Genomic DNA, 16733 nt, shown 5'->3' on the forward strand with positions numbered 1-16733 from the left:
AGAATGCAGCGCATCCCAACACGCCAGTTCAAGCTGCCCATGATGCAGCTTGCGGGCACTGCCAAGCGAGAGAGCCTGCACCATGAACCCCATTCTGCGTCCCGCCATTCGGGCCGATCTCGATGCGCTTGTAGAGCTCGAGGAAGTGAGCTTCGACAGCGATTGGTTCAGTCGCCGTCAGCTGTCTCATCTTGTTCTGCGTGCCAATGCGTGCACGCTGGTGGTCATTCAGCCCGATGAAGAGGCGGCATCATCTCTACAGAGTTCTAGCGCAGCTGCGACCTCTGGTGATGTCATCGCTGCCCTGTGGCCGGCAGGCAGCGTTGAGCAGGATGATGCCACGCCGCTACGTAGCGTATTGGGTTACGGTACCTTGCTGTTTCGACGCAATTCACAACGTGCACGGCTCTATTCTTTCTGTCTGCATCCCGATGCGCGCGGACGCGGCTTGGCGCAACAGCTACTGAGTGAGCTTGAGCGCCTGGCCTGTGAGCATGGCTGTCAGCAGCTAGATCTTGAGGTGCATACCGGCAATGCACCTGCCATTGCACTCTACGAGCGCCATGGCTTTGTCAAATGCGGCCGTCTGACGGATTACTATGCTGATGGTGCTTCGGCCTGGCAGATGCGCAAGACGCTGATGGCGCTTGTCGAGGCCAATGTCGTCTAAGTCAGACTCCTTGCTCGTGGGCATGGCGCGAGTCGCCTCCATGGGCTAGGATGCGCTGTTCTTTATGGCACTTTCGTTCTAGGGTGCTTTCGCTTCAATGCGCTATTTTTCAAGGCTCTAAAGGAATCACTCCATGCCGTCATTCGATATTGTCTCCGAACTCGATAAACACGAAGTTCAGAACGCCGTCGATCAGGCCAATCGCGAACTCGCGACTCGCTTCGACTTCAAGGGCGTGACCGCCACCTTCACACTCGAAAAGGAAGAGAACGTCAATCTTGAAGCAGAAGCTGACTTTCAGCTGCGTCAGATGATTGATCTGCTCAAGGGACGCTTGATTGCACGCGGTATCGACGTGCGCTGTCTGGAAGAGAAGGACCCTGAAAGTGGCGGTGTTCGCGCCCGTCAGCAGCTGGTGCTGCGTCAGGGGCTTGATCAGGCGAACGCCAAGAAGGTCGTCAAGGCGCTCAAGGATGCCAAGCTCAAGGTGCAGGCACAGATCCAGGGCGAGAAAGTGCGTGTGACCGGCAAGAAGCGTGATGACCTTCAGGGCGCCATGGCATTGCTCAAAAGTGATGAAGGCATCGAGCTGCCGCTGCAGTTCAATAATTTCCGCGACTGATACACCTGGAGTTGAGCAGTAAGGCTCAAAAGCCAGAACTCACGTATCTGTCACGCTCAGCATCGCCCGCTCATTGCGGGCGGTGCTGTCTTCGTTTGATTCAGGTGGTTGGTCAGGTGTTTGGATTTCGAAAGCATCGCTTGCTTCAATAGCGCTGTTTTGGAGCCGTTCGCCACTATTCGCAATACCCGCGCAGTGTTTGCGCAAAGAGAGGTTACATGTCTGCTCCGCTCGCTATCGGCCAGCGCAACACCCTGACGATCACCAAGCGGGTCGGCTTCGGCGTCTTCCTCGATGGCGGCAGTCATGGTGAAATTCTGCTGCCGACGCCCTTCATTCCGCCTGGTTCTGATGTCGGTGATGCTGTCGAAGTCTTCGTCAGCCTTGATGATGAAGACCGACTGCTGGCCACTACGCGTTATCCGCGTGCCATGGCCGGTGAATTCGCTGCGCTCAAGGTGGTCGAAGTCAACGACATTGGCACCTTCCTCGACAACGGCCTCAGCAAGGATCTATTGCTGCCTTACGGTGAGCGCAAGCGCGAGCTCAAGGCCGGCCAGTTTGCGATGGTGCACGTGGGCCTCGACAAGCACAGTGACCGCATGGTCGCCTCGATGCGTCTTGACCGCTGGTTGGACAAGATTCCAAGCGAGTATGTCGCAGGCGAGGAAATCTCTGGACTGGTTGCTGCACGTACAGAGCTGGGTATGAAGATCATCATCAACAATACCCACTGGGGCCTTGTTCATCATGACCGCATCTTCACTCGCTTGCGCATCGGTAATCGTCTGCGTCTATGGGTGTTGAAGAATGATGGCGATGGCAATATCGATCTGACGCCGCAGGCACCGGGACCGGCAGGGCATCAACAGCTAGCAGATCGCATTCTGGCGAGCCTTGAAGCTAGCGGTGGTGTATTGCCACTGGGCGACAAGAGCGCACCGGAAGCAGTCAGCGAAGCCTTCGGCGCCAGCAAGGCCAACTTCAAGCGCGCGCTTGGTCATCTGAAGCGCGAAGGCAAGGTGAGCCTGACCCCGACGGAAACGCGGCTGGTGAAGTAAGCAGAACGTTGTTGGATCAGTGAACTTCAACTGCCGCCTCTCGGGCTTCCGACGGGCGGCAGTTGCGTTTATGGGCAACGCATGGCACCAATGAAGGCGTATCGCTGCTCATGGCGCACGATACTTTTAGTGGTGTACCTGCCTGATTCGTTCTCAAGCCCATTCTCTTCGACAAGGAAAGTCCGCATGTCTGCCTCCGTCTCTGTCCCTGTTTCAGGATCTGTCCCCGCTTCGGCTTCATCGTCTGCACTACGTATTCTGCTGGCTCCTGACAGCTTCAAGGAGGCGTTGGCGGCCAGTGATGCTGCTGATGCCATGGCGACAGGTATTCGGCGCGTGCTGCCTGATGCCACGTTGGACCTATGTCCGCTGGGCGATGGCGGCGAAGGGACGCTGGCCGCACTGTTGGCGGCAGCCAGCGAGTCAGACCCCATCGAGGCGCGCCGTTGTCAGGTACAAGACCCACTCGGACGCAAGGTCAGCGCTCAATGGGGCTGGCAGCCGGGCAGTCGCACCGCAATTGTCGAGCTTGCTGAGGCCAGCGGTCTGCATCTGCTCAGCCCTGATGAGCGCGATGCACGCATTGCCAGTACTCACGGCGTGGGCGAGCTGATTCTTGCCGCGCTTGATGCTGGTGCCGAGCAACTGATTCTGACGCTGGGTGGCAGTGCGACCAATGATGGTGGCAGCGGCATGCTGCAGGCGTTGGGGCTGCGCTTGCTGGATGCTCAGGGCGAGGCATTGCCACCCGGCGGCGCGGCGCTGGCTCAGCTCGCCAGTCTGGATGCCAGCGGACTGGATGCACGGCTTGCGACGCTAAACGTGGCTGCAGCGGTCGATGTGGACAATCCGCTGTGTGGCCCGCGAGGCGCTACCGCTGTCTTCGGGCCACAGAAGGGGGCCAGCGCAGCGCAGGTCGCAGAGCTTGATGCGGCGCTGGCTCACTTCGCACGTTTGAGCACTGACGTCCTCTGCGGCGACCAATCGACGCTTGCCGGTGCGGGGGCCGCGGGCGGTATGGGATATGCGGCAGCTGCCTGGCTATCGGGTGCGCTCAGACCCGGTATCGAGTTGGTGATGGAGCGTCTGAATGTCACTGAACGCCTCTCGCAGTGTGATCTGTTGATCACGGGAGAAGGTGGCCTGGATGGCCAGAGTCTGGGTGGCAAGACACCGATTGGCGCGGCGCGTGCCGCCAGGGCTGCAGGCGTACCGGCCATCGTGCTGGCAGGGCGGCTGAGCGAGGGCTGGCAGGCCGCGCACGATGAGGGCGTGAGTGCCGTCTTCACCCTGTGTGACAGTGCCATGCCGCTGGAGCAGGCGCTGGCGCGCACGCCGGAGCTGTTGGCGGACCGTTGTGAGGCCATCATGCGCCTGTGGTTGATCGCGCGTCGCGCACAAGGATGATGGTGTGCCGCGGATGAGGTGCGGCGTTGTTGCGCACGTGTAGCCTTTCGTGACTCAGGCAAGCCCGTTACCATGCAGTGAGTACTATCAAGTAGATAGCCATAAAACACTTCCCCCCGGGACAGCTTGCCGGTTGACTGGTGGCAGGTAGCGCAAGCAGCGCGTGGCCAATGGTGACGAGGACCCGAGATGACGATCTTCCGGCGTATGAAGCGTATTTGCTGGCTGGGCCTGGCCTGGTTGTTCTTCGCCATCGGGTTTGCCGGGATGTTTCTGCCTTTGCTGCCAACGACCGTGTTCATGCTGTTGGCGCTGGCATGTGCCAGCAGAGGTTCTCCCCGCTTTGCGCGTTATATCCGCGAGCACCCCCAGATAGGGCCGACACTGGTCGCCTGGGAGCGAGAACGCGCCATCCCGCTGCGTGCACGCATCATGGCGGTCAGCATGCTGGCTGTCTCGATGCTGATCATCCTGTTTACGGTGTCGGTACTGGTGGTCAAGGCATCGTTGTTGGTCTTCTTGACCTTGTTGGCGATCTGGCTGGCGACGCGTCCTGAGCCGAAGGGCGAGCGTGATGTGGCATCCGTGGACGGCAGTGCTTCCGAGGCTACCGCTGGCGACACGCTTCCACGCGAATGAGTGTCTAACGGGTGTCAAATATGTGCTGTTTTGAGGGCACAAGAGGCGAGTTGTCCCTCGGTGCCCGATTCTTTTTGTCGTGCGGAGCTATCGTTCTTCGCCGGCGTTGATTGCGGAGATCTTCATGTCACAACCTGCAGCTATCCATCTTGCTGATTATCAGGCTCCGGCCTGGCAAGTGCTTGAAACTCGCCTGACCTTCGAACTTGAGCCTTCCGCCACACGTGTTACCACCGTGTTGACGCTCGAATGCAATCCCGATGCCGCGATTGGCAGCGATGCTACGCCGCCGCTGGTGCTCAATGGCGAGCATCTGACACTTGAGCGCGTGAGCGTCGATGGCCGCGTGCTGGCCAGTGACGAGTTCACGATCAGCGAGACGCATCTGACACTCGATGGCTTGCCGGCACGTTGTGAGCTTGAGACGGTCGTGGTTATTGATCCAGCGGCCAATACGGCGCTGGAAGGGCTCTACGTGTCTTCTGGCATGTTCTGCACTCAGTGCGAGGCCGAAGGCTTCCGTCGTATCACCTATTACCCGGATCGTCCGGACGTGATGTCCGTGTTCACCACTACGGTCATCGGTGATAAGGCTCATTATCCAATCCTGCTCTCCAACGGCAATCCCGTGGAGCGTGGTGAGCTGGAAGGCGGCCGTCACTTCGTGACCTGGCAAGATCCGCATCTCAAGCCCTGCTACCTGTTCGCGCTGGTGGCGGGGGATCTGGTCAAGCATGCCGACAGCTTCACTACCATGAGCGGTCGCGATGTCGCACTGGAAATCTGGGTCGAGCCAGAGAATCTCGACAAGACCCAGCATGCGATGACCTCGCTCAAGGCTTCCATGAAGTGGGACGAGGAGGTGTATGGGCGTGAGTACGATCTGGATATCTTCATGATTGTCGCGGTCAACGATTTCAACATGGGCGCGATGGAGAACAAGGGGCTCAATATCTTCAACAGCTCCTGTGTGCTGGCCAATCACGACACGGCGACCGATGCTGCCTTCCAGCGCGTCGAAGGCGTGGTGGCCCACGAGTACTTCCATAACTGGTCTGGTAATCGCGTGACCTGTCGTGACTGGTTCCAGCTGTCATTGAAGGAAGGGTTCACGGTCTATCGTGATCAGAGCTTCTCGGCGGACATGAACTCGGCACCGGTCAAGCGTATCGAAGACGTGGCCATGTTGCGTACCGCGCAGTTTGCCGAAGATGCTGGCCCCACGGCTCATCCGGTGCGTCCGGCGTCCTACATCGAGATTTCCAACTTCTATACCCTGACCATTTATGAGAAGGGCTCGGAAGTGGTGCGCATGGTCGCCAATCTGCTGGGCAAAGAGGCCTTCCGTCGTGGCAGTGACCTCTACTTCGCGCAGAATGATGGCCGTGCAGCCACCATTGAGGACTTCATCAGTGCGATGAGTGAAGCCTCCGGACGCGACTTCACCCAGTTCATGCGTTGGTACGCGCAGGCGGGTACGCCTGAGGTGGCCGCCAGTGGTGTCTTTGATGCAACGGCCAAGACCTACACGCTGACGCTACGTCAGACGACGGCACCGACGCCGGGACAGAACGAGAAGCTGCCGCTGGTGATTCCGGTGCGTATGGGTCTGGTCAGCGCTGACGGCCATGACTTGCCGTTGGTGCTGGAGGGTGCATCACTGGGCAGCGAGAGCGTATTGGAGCTGACCGAAGCCGAGCAGAGCTTCGTCTTCACCGGTATCGAGCATGCACCGGTACCGTCGTTGCTGCGCGGCTTCTCGGCGCCGGTCAAGCTGGGCTTTGACTATAGCCGCGAGCAGCTGGCCTTCCTGATGCAGCATGACAGTGATGGCTTCAACCGCTGGGAGTGTGGTCAGCGACTGGCACTGGCGGCGCTGGAAGACCTGATGGCGGCCTTCCAGCGCGGTGACAAGCAGGCGCATCTCGATGAACGTCTGCTGGCGGCGTATCGTTTCCTGCTGACGGGTGAGCCGACGGACCGCGCAGTGCTGGCCGAAATGCTGACGTTGCCGTCTGAGGCATATATCGCCGAGCAGCAAGCTGTTGTCGATGTCGATGCCATCCATTGGGCCCGCAAGACGGCCAAGGCGCAGCTGGCGACCGTATTGCGCGAAGAATTCGTGGCGCTTTATCACGCCAACGAACAGCAGGGTGAGTACGCACCGACCTTCGAGCAGATGGCGCGCAGAAGCCTCAAGAATGCTGCACTCAGTTACCTGATGGGCATCGAGGATAAAGAAGGCATGCGCCTGGCTCAGGCCCAGTTGGCCGCGGCGCATAACATGACAGACGTTCGCGCCGCGCTGACACTGTTGGTGCACTCTTCACGCACTGAGTTGGGTAATCCGGCACTGAAGGCCTTCGCTGAGCGCTGGTCTCACGATCCGCTGGTGATGGACCAGTGGTTCGCGATTCAGGTCACTCGCCCGCAGGCCGATGTATTGGATCGTGTGCGTTTCCTGATGGAGCATCCGGCTTTCTCGCTGACCAATCCCAACAAGGTGCGTGCGCTGATTGGCACCTTTGCAGGTCAGAATCGCGTCAACTTCCACCGTATTGATGGTGAAGGCTATCGCCTGCTGGCGGATGTAGTGATTGAGTTGAATCGTCTGAATCCGGATATCGCGGCGCGCATCATCACACCGCTGACCCGCTTCAAACGCTTCGATGCGGCACGTCAGGCGTTGATGAAGACGGAGCTTGAGCGTATTCGTAACGAGAAGCTGTCGCGTAATGTCTACGAGGTCGTGGAGAAGGCGCTGGCGTGATGCCAGCGTATCTCAGGATCTGTTGGATTCTGAGTGGCTGACTCGTCATCAGATGTAAAAGAAGCCCTCACCAATTGGTGAGGGCTTCTTTTTTAGGGGACTGCCTTGCGTAAACGAGAGGCTAGGAGATCAGCCAGCCAAGGAATGTCAGTCCGAGAAATACCAGCAGTATTCCGCCAACGATTGATCCTCTGAGCAGTGCCGTGACGCCCTTGTAGAGCAGATAAAGGCCCAGTATCAGCCCCAGTAGACTGAAGAGGGAGGTGCCTATGCCAAGCTCGCCAGCCAGTCCGCTGAAGAAGCCTTTCAAGGCATCGTCAAAGTGAGTGAAGAAGCCACTGAGGCCTTCGACGATAAAACGGATGGCAGCGCCAAGCTGAGTGCCTATCCAGGTAAAGAAGTCTTCCATTGCGTGGGTATTCCGGACAGAAAAGAGCGCACAGTGTGCCATGAATTGGCAGCGCTGCGCGCCTCGGATGATCAGATGTTGCTCGGGATAACGTCAGTCAATACTCATGACAACATCAGCACACTGCTTGAGCGGTGTCAGGAGACTCCATGGCGTTTGATGAATTCGGTGACTGGCATCGGTTTCGCCAACAGGTATCCCTGGATCACGTCGCAGCCCATGGTGACGAGATGATCCATCTGGCTACGGGTCTCGACGCCTTCGGCGACCACGCGCATGCCTAGTTCATGGCCAAGATGAACGATGAACTCGACCATACGGTAGTCCATCACGTCATGCTCGAGATCATTGATGAAGCTGCGGTCGATCTTGAGTTCGGAGAAAGGCAGCTGCTTGATATAGGTCAGTGATGAGAAGCCGGTGCCGAAATCATCGAGTGATAAGCTCAAGCCCAGCGCATTCAGCTGATGCATGCGGCCTACGGTGGTGGGCATGTCACAGACGAAGACGCTCTCCGTCAGCTCCAGTTGCAGACGCTGTGGAGCGATACCATGTCGAGCCAGGGTCACAACCATCTCATCGACATAACTGGGGTTGTCGATCTGGCGGGCGCTGACATTGATCGACAGATGAATGTTGGCCAGCGCGGGAATACTCTCCCATGCCGTGAGTAGAGTGCACGCTTCTTCAAGCACCCAGTCTCCCAGCGTCACGATCAGCAGGCTTTTTTCGGCCAGTGGAATGAATTCGAACGGCGAGATCATGCCATAGGTCGGGTGTCGCCAACGTAATAAGCACTCGGCGCCCAGTAGTTGCTGATACTGATCAAATTGTGGCTGTAGTTCGATCCACATTTGACCGAGTTCAATGGCACTGCGTAGGTCGTGTTCCAGTTGTACGGCCCGCTCCAACTCCACTCGCATGCTGGGATCGAAACTGACTCGCTGATTGCGGCCAGCGTCCTTGGCACAGTACATGGCGATATCTGCGCGCCGAATCAACTCTTCGGCACATAGGCCGCGGCCATGGAAGATGATGCTACCCATGCTGGCCGAGCTGTGATGTTCCAGGGGTTGCCCGGACGGGCCTGTCAGAGAGTAGGGCTGATCGAGGGCATATTGCAGTTTCCTCATCACATCTTCGAACTCGCGGCGGGCATCGCTTTCATGTGCGCTCAAGGGCTGAAGCAAGATAACAAACTCATCGCCACCGAAGCGGGCAACCATGTCAGTGCTCCGTACCTGGCTGCTCAAGCGATGGGCGACTTCGATTAACAGATGATCGCCAGCAGCATGGCCGAGCAGGTCATTGATCTTTTTGAAATGGTCCAGATCAATGAAAACCAATGCAGCATGATCGCCCCGGATAGCGGTCGTGATGATGGTTTGCTGAAGCACATCTATCAGAGAGCATCGATTGGCCAGCTTGGTCAGCGAATCAAAGCGGTTGTGCTGATGCAGCAGCGCTTCTGATTCGACCACACGGGTGATATCGGTAATCGAGCCGATCATGCGCAGCGGTGTCCCGTCACGGCCTCGCTCGATGACGTCCCCCTTGTCGATGACCCACAGTACCTTACCCTCTCGGTTCAACATGCGGTGTCGATGATAGTAGGGCGTCTTGCCTGCCAGGCAGTCCTCGATGGCAGCCATGACCTCTGGTGTATCATCGGGATGCAGCATGGCGGCAAATTCGTCGAGGCTATTGCAGAGCTCGCTTTCGGGAATCTCCAATATCTGCGACCAGCGTCGATTATGCGTTACTTGGCTGTCTGAAATGCTCCAGTCCCAGAAGCCCTCCAGCGATGTGTCATAGATATGATCGATCTGGCGGTTCTTGCGCTCGTGCTCACGCACCTGAGTGGTGATGTTGTGTGCCAGTACTGCCACCATTCCCGTCCCTTGTGGGCTATGGAAGGGTTGTTTGATAGAGCGAAAATGATTGACCTCACCCGTCTCACCATCCGTGGCATCTTCGAATATGACCTCGCGCTCATATTTATTGAGCACCTGCTGGACGCTGCGTCGAAAGAAGTGCCCCTGCTCGGTATTGCCGGTGTAGTGGCTGTCCTCGCGACCGACAATGTCCTCAAGCGTCGTGCCATAGAAGTCGATGAGCGTTTGATTGGCGAAACGAAATAGTCCCTGAGCATCCTTGACGAACATGATGTCGGGATGGGTATCCACCAGCATGCGTAGCAGGAAATTCTCTTCTTCGAGTGCCTTCACCCTTTCAGTCAGTGCCAGTGGATCGAACGTGAGGCTTGTATCCATATCAGGCATTGGAGCTTGAGGCGCGCCGCTTGGCGGTGCATCCGGGAGCTCCTGAGCATCTGGATTTACTGACATGGCAAGTACCTGTAGCAATAGTCATTACGTACAGTCTACTTGGATCGCTGGTTGAAAATGATGAGTCCGGTACGCGTGTGCCAATCAACGATGTTACCTACAGGCCCCGAATTCTCTGACTCTTGGGATGGATCTGGCGTAACAAAGGCTTAGAGGTCTACTTTGTCCTTGTACTCGCAAAGGTCTTCAATCACGCAGCTTCCGCAGCGTGGCTTGCGCGCCACGCAGGTATAGCGCCCGTGCAGAATCAGCCAGTGATGCGCATCGACCAAGAACTCCTTCGGTACATGGCGCATCAGCTTGTGCTCGACTTCCAGCACGTTCTTGCCTGGGGCAATGCGCGTCCGGTTCGAGACTCGGAAAATATGGGTATCGACCGCCATTGTCGGCTGCCCAAAAGCAGTGTTGAGCACGACATTGGCCGTCTTGCGGCCGACCCCTGGCAAGGCTTCCAGCGCTTCGCGAGTCTGAGGAATTTCGCTGTCGTGTAATTCAATCAACATGCGGCAGGTCTTGATGACGTTCTCGGCCTTGGTGTTGTAAAGGCCAATCGTCTTGATGTACTCCTTCAGGCCCTCGACGCCCAACGCCAGAATGCTCTCTGGCGTATTGGCGACGGGGTAGAGCTTTGCCGTCGCCTTGTTGACACCGACATCGGTCGCCTGTGCCGAGAGAAGCACCGCGATCAGTAGCTCAAAGGGGGTTGTCCAGTAAAGCTCTGTGCGGGGTTCAGGGTTTTCTGCCCGCAGGCGCGTAAATATTTCGAGGCGTTTCTGAGCGTTCATGTCATCTCTGGGCTGGGGCGGAAAGGGGCGTCAGGAAATCGTACCGGTGACACGCACGCGGCGCGATACCTTGGGTGTCTCCGCGGCAGCAGCCTTGCGACGTTGATCCAGTCGCTCGTCGATGGCCTTCTTGGTCGCGATGATCAAGCCCATGCAGAAGAAGGCTCCCGGCGGCAGCACCAGGAACAGGAAGGAATAATCCGGGAAAACCGTCAGTTGCCAATCGGCAGCCATCGGCCCCAGCAAAAGCTCCATTCCGGCAAATAGCGTGCCCTGGCCGAACAATTCACGCATGGCGCCGAGCAACACCAGCACGGCCATGAAACCGAGCCCCATCATCAGTCCATCGGTCGCGGCCGGCAGTACCGGATTCTTGGCGGCAAAGGCGTCAGCACGCCCGAGAATGGCGCAGTTGGTCACGATCAGCGGGATGAAGATGCCCAGAATCTGATAGAGCTCGAAGGTATACGCCTTCATCAGCAGCTCGGCACAGGTCACGAAGGACGCGATGATCATCACGAAGGCCGGCAGGCGTACTTCCGTGGGTACCAGATTTCGGATCAGTGAGACGGCAGTATTTGAGCCGACCAGCACCAACAACGTCGCCAGCCCCAGACCCAGCGCATTGACGATGCTCGCTGTCACGGCAAGCAGTGGACACAGGCCCAGCAGCTGTACCAGTGCCGGATTGTTATTCCACAGTCCGTCGCGGCTGATCTTGCCAAGTGAGATATCACTCATGAGCGTTGTCTCCGCTGTGCTGGAGTGAGGAGGGAGTGTTGCCTTCAGCGGATGCCGAGGACTGTGCTGATGTAGATCCAGCGGCCGATTCTGGCGCTGATTCAGAGGGCGATTCAGCTGCTGGCGATAGTGTCTCTTGCCTGACACGCCGAGTCGCCGTCAATGTCTCACTGTCTCCTGCCAACAAGGCAGTGCGATGCGCCATGAAGTAGATCAGTGCCTGACGAACAGCACCCACGACAGCGCGTGGCGTGATAGTGGCTCCGGTGAACTGATCAAAGTCGCCGCCATCCTTTTGCACCTTCCAATCCATGGAGCTGAGCGTCTGGTCATCGAATTCGTGAATCCACCCTGACTTGCGCGTTTCAATCTTGTCGCCAAGCCCGGGTGTTTCGCTGTGCTTAACCGCACGTACACCCGCGACACTGCCATCAGCACGAATACCGACCAGCAGACGAATATCACCGCTGTAGCCCTTGCCCGTGACCACTGGCAACAGCACCGCGACCGTCTTGCCGTCCTGGGTCGCACGCCAGCCAGTGTCAGCGGTTTCCAGGCCCAATACCTGCGAGGGCGGCAGCGCAAAGGCATCGTCCAGCAGACTGTTGTCATGCAGGGACGGCGGAATGATCTCGGCCAGCGCGGCACTCTGAGCGGCCCGCTCATTTTCGACGATGGTGTCTGCAGTCGTGATCTGTGTCACGGCCACCACCCCCGCCGTGACAATGGCGAACACCGCAAGGCCTAAAGCGGCACGACGGATATTGTGACCGAATCCGTGAGCATTCTCTGGCACGTTCGGGGGGGTGTCGGGCGTCTGGCTCATGCCTTGTCCTCCAGCTTGATGCCACGACGGGCCTTCTTGTGGCCATAGCTACGAGGCTGGGTGTAGTAATCGATGAAGGGTACGCTGAAGTTCATCAGTAGCACCGCAAAGGCGATAGCGTCCGGATAGGCACCGAAGGTGCGAATCAGGTAGATCAGCACACCGATACCGACGCCGTAATAGAGCTTGCCCTTGTTGGAGGTTGCCGCTGTCACGGGATCGGTGGCGATGAAGAAGGCCCCGAAGATGGCCGCGCCACACAATAGATGGAAGACAGGGCTGGCATGCTGGCTACCATCGATCACATAGAAGATGCCAGACATGACCGCGAGACTACCCAGTACGGCGACAGGGATATGCCAGGTGATCAGGCGTTTGGCGAGTAGCACGAGCCCGCCTAGCCCCCAGGCAATGGCTATCTGCTGCCAGGCCAGTAGATTGGCTGCTGGTAGTAGCGTGGGGTTGGCCCAGAACTCAGCAGTGCTCAGTTCACCTTTATTGCGGAAGGTGTCCAGTGGCGTGGCGCCGGTAAGGGCATCTGGTGTCGAGATGAGCCCAAAGAATTGCGCAAGACTATCGCTGAAGCCAAGCACGAAGCCATCAGGCGCTGACCAGCGTGACATCTCGACCGGGAAGGAAATCAGTAGCAGGGCATAGGCGACCATCGCCGGATTGAACGGGTTTTGTCCCAGTCCACCGTAGAGTTGCTTGGCAACTACGATGGCCGCGATCACTCCTGTCAGTACTAGCCACCAAGGTGCCAATGGTGGCAGTGAAACGGCCAGCAGCACACAGGTGACCAATGCCGAGTTGTCTTTGAGAAAGAAGCTCACCGGACGGTCGCGCAGCGTGAGCAGTAGGGCTTCGAGTGTGACGCCAGCCATGCAAGCAAAGGCCAGATTGAACAGGACGCCCCAGCCATAGTGCCAGCACAGTACGGCAATCCCCGGCAGCGTGGCGGCCAGCACCCATGCCATCACGCGAGAGGTCGCGGTTGGCCCGTGGGCATGAGGGGAGCTTGCGTGCATCAGGCTCATGAGGCGTTCATTTCCTTGAAGGGGGGAAGTGGCATCTTGCTGATCATTGCGCATCCACCAGTGCCTGGACCTCGGCGAGCGACTCGCGGGCATGTTCTAGATTACGCCGTGTGCGGTCGAGCTTGGTCTCAAGGCGCGCGCGACTCTCGTCATCGGCACTGGTGAGTGCCGCTTCAGCCTTGTGGTACGCCATCTCGGCCGCCTTGGCGCCAATGGTCACCTGTTTGTGACGCTTGGCGAGATTCTCGGCCCGTGCCGTTTCAATCTCGGCCTGTGAGAGCGTCACGTTACTGGCCATGCTGCCACGCCCGCCAGTGGGCTCAGCCCCTTGCGGCGCTTCAGATCGTTGTCCTGGTATGCGCTCAGGCATCTGGCCGCCACCGTCTGGTTGAGCACTTGTCAATCGGACCTCAGCGGCGCGCATGTTTTCCTGCGCTGTCGCCAACAGTGTCTGCAGGTCTTCAATATCGCCTTCGCCACTTTCACTGGCCCGTGCGAGCGCTTTTTCGGCTTTCTTGACGGCAATGTTGGCCGCGGCACGCGCCGTCTTGAGCGCCTTGAGGTCCGCGCTGGCCGTGGGTGAAGCCGCTGGTGTAGCAGGGGCGACTGATGGAGCAGCGGCGACCGGAGTGACAGAGGTATCTGCTGCCTCACTGGCGGATTTCAGCGTCGCCTCGGCGTGGGTCAACGTCTCGCGTGCAGCATTGGCAGCCACCTCAAGCGCTGCTAGATCCCCTTCACCACTTTCCTGCGCGAGCTTGAGCGCTTTTTCGGCCTTCTTGACCGCAATGTTGGCCGCGGCGCGCGCCGTCTTGAGCGCCTTGAGGTTCGCGCTGGCCGTGGGTGATGCCGCTGGTGTAGCAGAGGAGACTGATGGAGCAGCGGCGACCGGAGTGACAGAGGTATCTGCTGCCTCACTGGCGGATTTCAGCGTTGCCTCGGCGTGGGTCAACGTCTCGCGTGCAGCATTGGCGGCCGCCTCAAGCGCGGCGATATCCCCTTCACCATTTTCCTGTGCGAGCTTGAGCGCCTTTTCGGCTTTCTTGACCGCGATGTTGGCGGCGGCGCGCGCCGTCTTGAGTGCCTTGAGGTCAGTCATCGCATCTGGCGCGGCTGTTGGCGCTGAGGTCGTTGTCGCTTCAGAGGTCGTCGTGGCCGAGGGTTTTGCACGTGCTGCCGCAGATTGCTGTGCCGCCTGAGCACGCTGCTTGCGCTTGGCGTCTTTCTCGGCATCTTCGCGCGCTAGACGTGCCTGCTTGAACTCGAAACGATGACGGGCACGTTCTGACTTGCGCGCCTCGTGCTGAGCGCTGCGAATCTCGCCCTTGGCGAAACGGTAATACTGCACCAACGGAATCTGGCTCGGGCAGACATAGGCACAGGCACCGCACTCGATGCAGTCGGCCAGGTTGTAAAGCTCCGCCTTGTCGAATTCGCGTGCCTTGGAGAACCAATAGAGCTGCTGCGGCAGCAGATCAGCGGGGCAGGCCTGCTCACACATGCCACAGCGGATGCAGGGTTGCTCAACCGCAGGTGCCGGCAGTGCCTCGTCAGAGACGGCCAGCAGGCAGTTGGTAGTCTTGATGATGGGCAGTGCATCGCTTTGCAGCGTGAAGCCCATCATTGGCCCCCCCATGATCAGGCGCGCGATACCCGCCGGCGAAGGTGCGGCCAAGCGCAGCAAGTCGCTGATCGCAGTACCGAGTCGTGCCTCGACATTATGCGGATGGCCCAACGCTTCGCCTGTCAGGGTGATGACGCGCGAGATCATCGGTTCGCCGAAACATACCGCGCGCTGCACGGCACGTACCGTACCCGGGTTGTGCACCACCACACCGACATCGGCAGGCAGGCCGCGGCTAGGTACCTCGCGGTTGGTCAGCAACTTGATCAGCTGTTTTTCGCCGCCGGAGGGGTATTTGGTCGGCACGACCACCACTTCCAGACGTGCATCGAGCGCGGGCAGCCGAGTGTCGGCCTTGCGTGCACGAATGGCCTGTTCAAGCGTGATGGCGGCTTCAGGCTTGTTATCCTCGATGCCGATCAGAATGCATTCTGGCCCGATCAAACTAGCGAGAATCTCAAGCCCCTCGATCAGTGATTCAGGGTGGGTGCGCATGGTCAGGTCGTCAGCGGTGATGTAAGGCTCACACTCCGCGGCGTTCATGATCAGCGTATCGATGGCATGGCGTTCGCGCACACGTGCCTTGACGGCGGCAGGAAAGCCCGCGCCGCCCTGGCCAACCACGCCGGAATCTTGCAGACGCTGAATCAGGTCCTGGCCGTCCTGTTCGCGCCAGTCGCGCCAGGCGTCCATCTTGACCCATTCATCACTCTCACCTTCGCGGGTGATCACGATGCACAGATCTTCAAGACCCGAGACGTGGGGAATCTGGCGCTTCTCTATCGCTGTCACGACGCCGGTGATGCTGGCATGCACGGGAGCTGAAATCATGCCCTGCGCACGGGCGATCAGCTCGCCGGTGCGCACGCGCTGTCCGACCACGACCAACGGTTGAGCCGGCGCGCCAATATGCTGATTGAGCGGCAACACGACCTCGCTCGGCAGCGGCGCGGCGACCAGCGGTGTGCGATTGGAGAGCGCCTTGCGCTCTGGTGGATGAATGCCGCCATTGAAATCGAACACCTTGTGCGAGGCATCACAGCCTGAGTCGGCACCAGATGTACCACTCATCGCGCCATTGCGAGCCTTTCCGCGGGCTGAGGAGGACGTCACCATGGATTTGAGTAGCGAAAGAACCATCAGGCGACATTCCTTGCAGATGATGCGGAAGCAGTATTCGTGTTGTTGCCAGCAGCATCCGTGGCGATCAGGCTACCGCTGAAACGGATGTTGTCGAGCATCGGTCCGGCGGGTTTTGGCCAGTGCCAGCTACGCACATCGGTGGCTACTGGCAGCATGTCGATGCAGTCCACCGGGCAGGGCTCGACACATAAATCACAGCCGGTGCACTCATCGGCGATCACGGTGTGCATGTGCTTGGCGGCACCGAGAATGGCGTCTACCGGACAGGCCTGAATGCACTTGGTACAGCCGATGCATTCATCTTCACGGATGACGGCCACCTTGGGTGTGTTGTCGCTGTCGCCATCCAGGGGAGTTGCCTCGCGACCGAGCAGGTCCGCCAGTGCCGCGATGGTGCTTTCGCCACCCGGCGGGCACTTGTTGATCTCATCGCCATCGGAAATGGCCTGTGCATATGGCTTGCAGCCTGGGTAGCCGCACTGGCCGCACTGTGTCTGGGGTAGCAGATGATCGATCTGCTCGACGATCGGATCGCCCTCGACCTTGAACGCGACCGAGGCAAAGCCGAGCAGCGCACCGAACACGACCGCCATGGCGACCAGTGCGACGATGGCGGAGATCAGGGTATGGTCGTTGAGAAAATCGAGCATG

The 16733-nt window shown here is 58.8% G+C and carries 14 protein-coding genes; 6 read left to right on the forward strand and 8 right to left on the reverse strand.

Annotated elements, in window-relative coordinates:
* The first annotated feature begins 82 nt into the window (after positions 1 to 82).
* The 6 genes from CFN46_RS06120 (at position 83) to pepN (ending at position 7169) form a co-directional block, all read left to right on the forward strand.
* The gene (locus CFN46_RS06120) at positions 83 to 670 is read left to right on the forward strand and encodes an N-acetyltransferase (RefSeq protein WP_024951757.1); all 588 of its coding nucleotides are present in this window, start codon (positions 83 to 85) and stop codon (positions 668 to 670) included.
* 133 nt (positions 671 to 803) lie between these two features.
* A complete protein-coding gene (locus CFN46_RS06125; protein WP_024951756.1) occupies positions 804 to 1292 on the forward strand; it encodes a YajQ family cyclic di-GMP-binding protein in 489 nt (162 codons plus the stop codon).
* Positions 1293 to 1510: 218 nt separating this feature from the next.
* Positions 1511 to 2353 carry a S1 RNA-binding domain-containing protein gene (locus tag CFN46_RS06130; protein ID WP_024951755.1) on the forward strand — a complete coding sequence of 281 codons (843 nt, stop codon included), beginning with the start codon at positions 1511 to 1513 and terminating at the stop codon, positions 2351 to 2353.
* A 186-nt stretch (positions 2354 to 2539) separates the two neighbouring features.
* Entirely contained in the window at positions 2540 to 3760 is a 1221-nt protein-coding gene (locus tag CFN46_RS06135; RefSeq protein ID WP_024951754.1) for a glycerate kinase, read from the forward strand.
* 189 nt (positions 3761 to 3949) lie between these two features.
* On the forward strand, positions 3950 to 4399 hold the full coding sequence (locus CFN46_RS06140; RefSeq protein ID WP_024951753.1) for a YbaN family protein: 450 nt from the start codon (positions 3950 to 3952) through the stop codon (positions 4397 to 4399).
* A gap of 124 nt (positions 4400 to 4523) precedes the next feature.
* The gene (gene pepN, locus CFN46_RS06145; RefSeq protein ID WP_088742962.1) at positions 4524 to 7169 is read left to right on the forward strand and encodes an aminopeptidase N; all 2646 of its coding nucleotides are present in this window, start codon (positions 4524 to 4526) and stop codon (positions 7167 to 7169) included.
* A 121-nt stretch (positions 7170 to 7290) separates the two neighbouring features.
* Here the strand turns inward: pepN and CFN46_RS06150 are convergent, their stop codons facing one another.
* From CFN46_RS06150 to rsxB, 8 genes are all read right to left on the reverse strand, one after another.
* Positions 7291 to 7578: a hypothetical protein gene (locus CFN46_RS06150; RefSeq protein WP_088742963.1), complete on the reverse strand. Its 288-nt coding sequence runs from the start codon at positions 7576 to 7578 to the stop codon at positions 7291 to 7293.
* Positions 7579 to 7715: 137 nt separating this feature from the next.
* Entirely contained in the window at positions 7716 to 9926 is a 2211-nt protein-coding gene (locus CFN46_RS06155) for a bifunctional diguanylate cyclase/phosphodiesterase (protein WP_088742964.1), read from the reverse strand.
* A gap of 149 nt (positions 9927 to 10075) precedes the next feature.
* Positions 10076 to 10711 carry an endonuclease III gene (nth, locus tag CFN46_RS06160; RefSeq protein WP_088742965.1) on the reverse strand — a complete coding sequence of 212 codons (636 nt, stop codon included), beginning with the start codon at positions 10709 to 10711 and terminating at the stop codon, positions 10076 to 10078.
* 30 nt (positions 10712 to 10741) lie between these two features.
* A complete protein-coding gene (locus tag CFN46_RS06165; protein ID WP_024951629.1) occupies positions 10742 to 11452 on the reverse strand; it encodes an electron transport complex subunit E in 711 nt (236 codons plus the stop codon).
* Positions 11445 to 12278, reverse strand: a complete 834-nt coding sequence (gene rsxG, locus CFN46_RS06170) for an electron transport complex subunit RsxG (protein ID WP_088742966.1) — start codon at positions 12276 to 12278, stop codon at positions 11445 to 11447. The genes CFN46_RS06165 and rsxG overlap by 8 nt, the downstream gene beginning before the upstream one ends.
* Positions 12275 to 13315, reverse strand: a complete 1041-nt coding sequence (gene rsxD, locus CFN46_RS06175; RefSeq protein WP_024951627.1) for an electron transport complex subunit RsxD — start codon at positions 13313 to 13315, stop codon at positions 12275 to 12277. Before rsxD ends, rsxG begins: the two co-directional genes overlap by 4 nt.
* 43 nt (positions 13316 to 13358) lie before the next feature.
* Positions 13359 to 16079 (reverse strand): electron transport complex subunit RsxC, encoded by a 2721-nt coding sequence (rsxC, locus tag CFN46_RS06180; protein ID WP_254918421.1) that lies wholly within the window; start codon positions 16077 to 16079, stop codon positions 13359 to 13361.
* On the reverse strand, positions 16079 to 16732 hold the full coding sequence (gene rsxB, locus CFN46_RS06185; RefSeq protein WP_024951831.1) for an electron transport complex subunit RsxB: 654 nt from the start codon (positions 16730 to 16732) through the stop codon (positions 16079 to 16081). The genes rsxC and rsxB overlap by 1 nt, the downstream gene beginning before the upstream one ends.
* Position 16733 lies beyond the last annotated feature (1 nt).

Origin of the sequence: Cobetia sp. QF-1, from assembly GCF_002213105.1 — a bacterium.
Lineage (GTDB): Bacteria > Pseudomonadota > Gammaproteobacteria > Pseudomonadales > Halomonadaceae > Cobetia > Cobetia crustatorum.